This window comes from Arthrobacter sp. (assembly GCF_031179985.1).
In the GTDB taxonomy this organism is placed as follows: Bacteria; Actinomycetota; Actinomycetes; order Actinomycetales; family Micrococcaceae; genus Arthrobacter.
In genome coordinates this window covers 1-5,653 of record NZ_JAPSHJ010000096.1, presented here as the reverse complement: position 1 = coordinate 5,653, position 5,653 = coordinate 1, and the positions used below count along the sequence as shown (strand labels likewise).

Below are 5,653 nucleotides of genomic sequence, written 5' to 3'. Positions count from 1 at the left end.
TCGAACCCCGCCTCCTGCCAGACCCAGTTCGCATCTCAGGAGACCTGCCATTATCGGGACGACAGTTTTGCGTACACCCGAACCTGCCGCCGTCCGCTAGCTTGACGGAATATCCGTTATCGGCGTTCGAAAATGGGTGTCGCATCACAGCAGTGCGTCACCGCTCGGCGGGCGGAGAATTTCTGCTGGCCAGGGCGGCGAGATCGTTGATGAGTCGGCGCAGCTCATGTTCGCGGCCGCGGGCGCGTGCGACCGGCGGCGTTGCTGGCAGTCTTCCGGAAGGCACCGGAACGGGCGGCGTGTCCCTAGGCGTGCGAGTGGAAGGGTGCTTCCCCTCGCTTGCAAACGGGTCAATAAAGGTCAGTCGTTCCATAAAAACCTCCCCAAAGGCTCTAACTTGTTTCTTGATCCTAAACCGGAAGTTGTAGTTTCAACCAGTCGTATTGAGCTCTGGAATTCCCCTCGTGCGAATGCCCCTACCTCTCCTTGCTTATGTGCCTCCTAGGGAGAGTGCAGCCCCACCAAGAACCTTCTACTCGTGCGGTTCCTCGAGCATCCAGCCGGTAGTCACTTCGAGCAGGCGGACCTGACGGCATAGCTTGTCCTCCAGTAGGCGGGCGTTTGTGATCCGAATGGCTGAAAACACGTAGGCTCCCAGGCCGAATGTGAGGGTTGCGGCTGCTGATAAGAGAAAGAAGAGGGAACCGGCGGGATCGATGAGTACGGCGTAGAGACCCAAGGCGGTGGCTACTGCTGTCGCGGTTGGCAGGATTCGCAGGGCCCAGGAATAGGTCCTCCCCTGGCGTGTGACTTCGCATCGCCAGTCACTGAAGAGACTGGCGATGGGCAGCGCTCCTGTGCGGAGCGCGTACGCCAACACGTCCTTGTGTTCCGTCGGCACAGTGTCTTTCGTAGTGTCGGGCGGCAGCGGGGAAAGCGTTAGAGCGAGGCCTGTAACCAACAGGAGTATTGCTGAGGGCAGGTGATCCGTGTACGTGGTGCCTGGGTGAAGATCCAGGAGCAAGGCCAGGATGCAGGGAAGGATCAGCAATAATCCTGCGGCGGGAAGCCACTGCCCTGGCAATGCGATTCTTCGGTGGAATTGGTTGAGCATGGAATCACTTGGACGACAGCGTCAGATGTTCCAAAGCAGTACGGGCGCCTCCCGAGTGGAGGTCCCGGAGGGCCTGTGTATATGCCGTTGCGAAGCGTTCGTTGGTTTTCAGGTCACCAAAGATGTCTGGGTTTGAGACAAAGGCCAGGGGGTTGTCGTGCTGCAGCGCAGCTGCTGCCATCAGTGATTCTTTGAGCCTGTCGACGACGTCGATGCGGTTGCCTTGCTCGTCGATGCCTTCGGCGTACCGTGCCCAGCTGGCAACGATTGCCGCCGAGCGGTGGATTTCACCGCCCTTTTCGAGGTTTTCTCTGATGACTGGCAGGAGCCACTTGGGGATCCTGTCGGAACTTTCTGCACAGAGGCGTGCCAAGGTGTCCCGGACGTACTCGTTGGAGAACCGTTCTATGAGGGTCCGTTTGTAGGTATTGAGGTTAATGCCGGGTACTGGCTGGAGGGTGGGGGTTGCTTCCTTGTCCATGTAGTCGAGCAGGAATTGGGCAAAGACTGGGTCCTGTGCTGCTTGGTGGGCGTAGCGGTAGCCGGCGAGGTAGCCGAAGTAGCACATGCCTTGGTGGCTGGCGTTCAGGAGCCGCAGCTTCATTAGTTCGTAGGGTTCAACGTCTTCGACGAGTTGGACGCCCGCGTGTTCGAAAGGTGGCCGGCCAATGCTGAAGTGGTCTTCGAGGACCCACTGCTCGAACGGCTCGCAGACGACTGGCCAGGCATCGCTGGTCCCGAATTCGTCAGCTATGGCACTGCGGTCGGCGTCGGTCGTGGCAGGAGTGATGCGGTCGACCATGCTGTTGGGAAAGGAGACACGTTCGGTGATCCATCGTCCCAGTTCGGGGTCTTTGAGGTGCGCATAAGCGGCGAACATGTTGCGGGCGACGTCGCCGTTTCCCTGGATGTTGTCGCAGGACATCACGGTGAAGGGCGCCAGTCCACGTGCGCGGCGTCGGGCGAGGGCTTCGGTGATCAGGCCGAAGGTTGTCTTCGGTACGGTGCCGGGTGTCAGGTCGTGCATGACATCGGGATTGGCTGCGTTGAATTCGCCCGTGAGGTGGTGGAAGTTGTAGCCTCCCTCGGTGATGGTGAGAGAGACGATGCGGATGTCCTCGGACGCCATCTTCTCGATGACGGCTTCAGGGTCCTCAGGTGCGAAGAGGTAGTCGATGATCGAGCCGATCACTCGGCTTTCCCTGCTGCCGTCCGGGTTTTTGACCGTGAGGGTGTAGAGGCAGTCTTGGTCGTCCATCACCTGTTTCATGTGCGCGTCGGTGGGCAGCACGCCCACCCCAATGATCGCCCAGTCTTGGGCGAGCCCTGCGTTCATGAGGCGGTCCAGGTACATGGCCTGGTGTGCACGGTGGAAACCTCCAACACCAAAGTGCACAATGCCTGGCGTCAGGCCGGAGCGGTCATAAGAGGGTATCGCCAGTGGAGACGGGAGGGTTGAAAGCGTCATGTTGTTCAGGGCCGGCATGCGTCACGCTCCTTTGACCAGTGCTGTCGGGGACAGGTGTCCGAGTTCGGCCGCGTGGGGCGGGTTTGCTCCCGGCCGTGAGCAGGTGATTGCTGCTGCCCGGTTGGCGTAGCCGGCAAGGGCATGAACGTCAGCGGACGTCAGTGTGCGCAGCTTTGGCCGGCCAGCGGCGCCCAGGGCTTGAAGTTGGGCCAGCCCGGCTATCAGAGCGGCCATAAAGGAGTCTCCGGCGCCGACCGTATCGGCCACTGCAATGGATTCCGCCGCCATTTCCACCCGTCCCTGGTGCGTGAGGATGACCGGGCCTGCTGCACCGCGGGTCAAGGCCACGAGGGATGGTCCGAGTTCCAGCCAGGCTGCCAGACTTTCCTCCGGGGTGCGGTACGGGTAGAGCCAGGTCAGGTCCTCGTCGCTGGCCTTGACGATGTCGCTGGACGCCACGAAAAGTTCTGCCTGGCTTCGTGCCGCTGCCACGTCCGGGCTGATGGCAGGGCGGCAGTTGGGGTCGTAACTGGTCGTGGCGGCCTCCTTGGCGGCGTCCAGGAGGGTAAGGGTGGCTTGATCGCCCGGGGGAAGAACAGAGGCAATGGATCCTGTGTGCACGTGGGCTGATGTCTGGACGGCCGCAAGCGCAGCCAGTGATGCCCCGTTGAGGTCCCAACTGATGTCGAACGTGTACGCGGCGGCACCGTCGGGACCGAGCGTTGCAGTCGCCGTCGAAGTGGGGGCGCTTCCTCCCCTGATGACGGACACGCCGTTGGAGTGCAGGTGCCGGCCGATCAGAAGCCCGTTGGGATCGTGCGCATAATGCGTCACCAGACTCGTGGCCAGCCCCAGCCGCGCGCTCCCCACGGCCACATTCATCGGGCTCCCGCCCGGGTGCGCCTCCGCCGGGCCGGCAGTGCGGGGGTCAACGATGATGTCCACGAGGGATTCACCGATCACCGTTACCACTGGATCTTGGGTGGGAAGGGGTTCAGATGTCAGATCTTGGGCTCGCATAACAGCTTCCTTGCCGTGTTCTTCTCCCTGGTCAGGCCCAGGGAATGATTCTGTCCGCTTTGTGCCGGGTTGCGTGCACCAGCTCGGCGTTGAATTGGTCAGTACCGTGCGCCCACTTTTCAGCGTCCACCCGGTCCTTACCGAACAGCACGTGCCGTTCGGTAAGGCGCCGACGGCGAAGCGCCTCCGGACTTTCGAGGTACCAGACCTCATCCAAATGCTCCCGGATCCCCTGCCACCCGTGACTGTCTGCCAGCAGGTAGTTTCCTTCAGTGATGACCAGAGGAAGATCCGCAGGGACCGCAATCGAGGCAGCGATCGGTTCATCCAGGGACCGGTTGAATTCCGGAGCGTAAACCACCGGTTCAACCGGCTGCGCCAGGCGTTGAAGCACGGACGCGTAACCTCCGACATCGAAGGTCTCGATGGCACCCTTACGGTCCCGGAGCGGCCCACCGTCAATGACGGCATTGCTCAGATGAAAACCATCCATCGGGACGACAACAGCGACGTCAGCGCCGAACAGCTCCCCCAGCAGCGCAGCAAAGGTGGATTTTCCTGAGCCAGGTGCTCCGGTAATCCCAAGCACCGTCCGGGTTCCGGCCAAGAGACGGCTGCGCAGTTCCGCAATGGCCGCCTGTACCTGCGGTGCCCGGAGGGCTTGGCCCCCGGGCCCCACAGCGGCAGCACCGGCCTCCATCAGCGGCCGGGGTAGACGACGGCTTTGAGCTGGCCGGGCTGCTTCCCGGCCTTGAGCGCCTCCTCGGATTCGGCGAGGCCGAATTTGCCGGTGACCAGGATGTCCAGGTCCACTTTGCCGTCGGCGAGAAGCTGGATGGCCAGCGGCCAGGTGTTGGTGTAGCGGAAGACGCCGGAGAGCCAGATCTCCCGGTTCTGGATGAAGGAAACCGGCAGCTCGACGTCGTCAGCGCCGAGCCCCACGAGGATGACCCGGCCGGCCGGTGCAACTGCTTTGATTCCCGCGCGGACGGCCTGCGGTGCGCCGGAGGCGTCAATGAACGCGTCGACGTCAAGCCCTTCGACGCTGTCGGTCCTGGCATTGAGCGCATGCGTCGCGCCGTGTTCGAGGGCGAAGGCGAGGCGGTCCTCGGCGATGTCGCTGATGTAGATTTCGGTGGCGCCGAACGCCCGGGCTGCCTGGGCGGCGATGATGCCGATGGGTCCTGCCCCGGCAATCAGGACCCGGCTGCCGGGCTTGATCTCCGCGCGTTCACAGGCCCACAGCCCGACCGAGAGCGGTTCGATCAGAGCGGCGGCTTCGTCGCTGACGCTGTCCGGGATGTCGTAGGCGAAGTCGGACTGGATGGTCACGTACTCGGCGAAAGCGCCGTCGATCGGCGGGGTGGCGTAGAACTCGATGTCCGGGCAGAGGTTGTAGCGGCCCGCCTTGCACTGCTTGCATTTCCGGCAGGGCCGCTGGGGCTCGACGGCTACGCGCTGGCCAACCCGGCCGGGGTCGACGGCGCTACCGACGGCGGCGATCCGGCCGGAGAGTTCGTGGCCGAGGATCAGCGGGTGGTCTACGACGTAGGGGCCGATCCTGCCGTGCTCGTAGTAGTGGACGTCGCTGCCGCAGACGCCGACCGCGGCGACCTGCACCAGGACCTGGTCGGCGTCGAGCTGCGGGAGGGGCAGGGTTTCCATGGCCATGTCGCCCTGGCTCCTCAGGATGTTGGCGCGCATGGTGGCGGGCAACTCAGCGCCGGTGGCGGCTGACTGGGTGGTTGTTGTTGTCATCGAAGGAATCCTTGAAAGAGTGTGATGGGGACCGGAGGGTTATTTCACGGCGCCGAGGGAGAGGCCCTGGACGAGTTTGTCCTGGGCAGCGAAACCGGCGAACAGCACCGGCAGGGAGATCACGACGGCGGCTGCGCAGACCTGGGCAAGGAAGAGGCCCTGGCCGGAGACGAAGCCGGTCAGGAACACCGGTGCGGTGCCTGCCACCACCCCGGTGAGGACCCGGGCCAACAGGAGCTCGTTCCAGCTGAAAATGAAGCAGATCAGCGCTGTGGCAGCAATGCCGGGCATGG

Annotated in this window: 5 protein-coding genes and 1 pseudogene; all 6 read right to left on the bottom strand. The window is 63.1% G+C overall.

Going from position 1 to position 5,653, the window contains the following annotated elements:
• Positions 1-532 precede the first annotated feature (532 nt).
• Complete coding sequence (locus RIN13_RS20145; RefSeq protein ID WP_309109089.1) at positions 533-1,114, bottom strand: hypothetical protein; 582 nt, start codon at positions 1,112-1,114, stop codon at positions 533-535.
• A 4-nt stretch (positions 1,115-1,118) separates the two neighbouring features.
• Positions 1,119-2,600: a mannitol dehydrogenase family protein gene (locus RIN13_RS20140; protein ID WP_309109088.1), complete on the bottom strand. Its 1,482-nt coding sequence runs from the start codon at positions 2,598-2,600 to the stop codon at positions 1,119-1,121.
• 3 nt (positions 2,601-2,603) lie between these two features.
• Positions 2,604-3,602 carry a carbohydrate kinase gene (locus RIN13_RS20135; RefSeq protein ID WP_309109087.1) on the bottom strand — a complete coding sequence of 333 codons (999 nt, stop codon included), beginning with the start codon at positions 3,600-3,602 and terminating at the stop codon, positions 2,604-2,606.
• Between the two features lie 31 nt (positions 3,603-3,633).
• Positions 3,634-4,302, bottom strand: coding sequence for a nucleoside/nucleotide kinase family protein (locus RIN13_RS20130; RefSeq protein ID WP_309109086.1), 669 nt, complete (start codon positions 4,300-4,302; stop codon positions 3,634-3,636).
• Entirely contained in the window at positions 4,302-5,360 is a 1,059-nt protein-coding gene (locus RIN13_RS20125) for an NAD(P)-dependent alcohol dehydrogenase (RefSeq protein ID WP_309109085.1), read from the bottom strand. The genes RIN13_RS20130 and RIN13_RS20125 overlap by 1 nt, the downstream gene beginning before the upstream one ends.
• Before the next feature lie 39 nt (positions 5,361-5,399).
• A pseudogene (locus tag RIN13_RS20120) lies at positions 5,400-5,653 on the bottom strand (carbohydrate ABC transporter permease); the annotation flags it as partial.

Bases quoted from the DNA above. Each gene is read 5' to 3' on its own strand.
- RIN13_RS20125 (WP_309109085.1), bottom strand. From the start codon at position 5,360: ATGACAACAACAACCACCCAGTCAGCCGCCACCGGCGCTGAGTTGCCC.
- RIN13_RS20140 (WP_309109088.1), bottom strand. From the start codon at position 2,600: ATGCCGGCCCTGAACAACATGACGCTTTCAACCCTCCCGTCTCCACTG.
- RIN13_RS20145 (WP_309109089.1), bottom strand. From the start codon at position 1,114: ATGCTCAACCAATTCCACCGAAGAATCGCATTGCCAGGGCAGTGGCTT.
- RIN13_RS20135 (WP_309109087.1), bottom strand. From the start codon at position 3,602: ATGCGAGCCCAAGATCTGACATCTGAACCCCTTCCCACCCAAGATCCA.
- RIN13_RS20130 (WP_309109086.1), bottom strand. From the start codon at position 4,302: ATGGAGGCCGGTGCTGCCGCTGTGGGGCCCGGGGGCCAAGCCCTCCGG.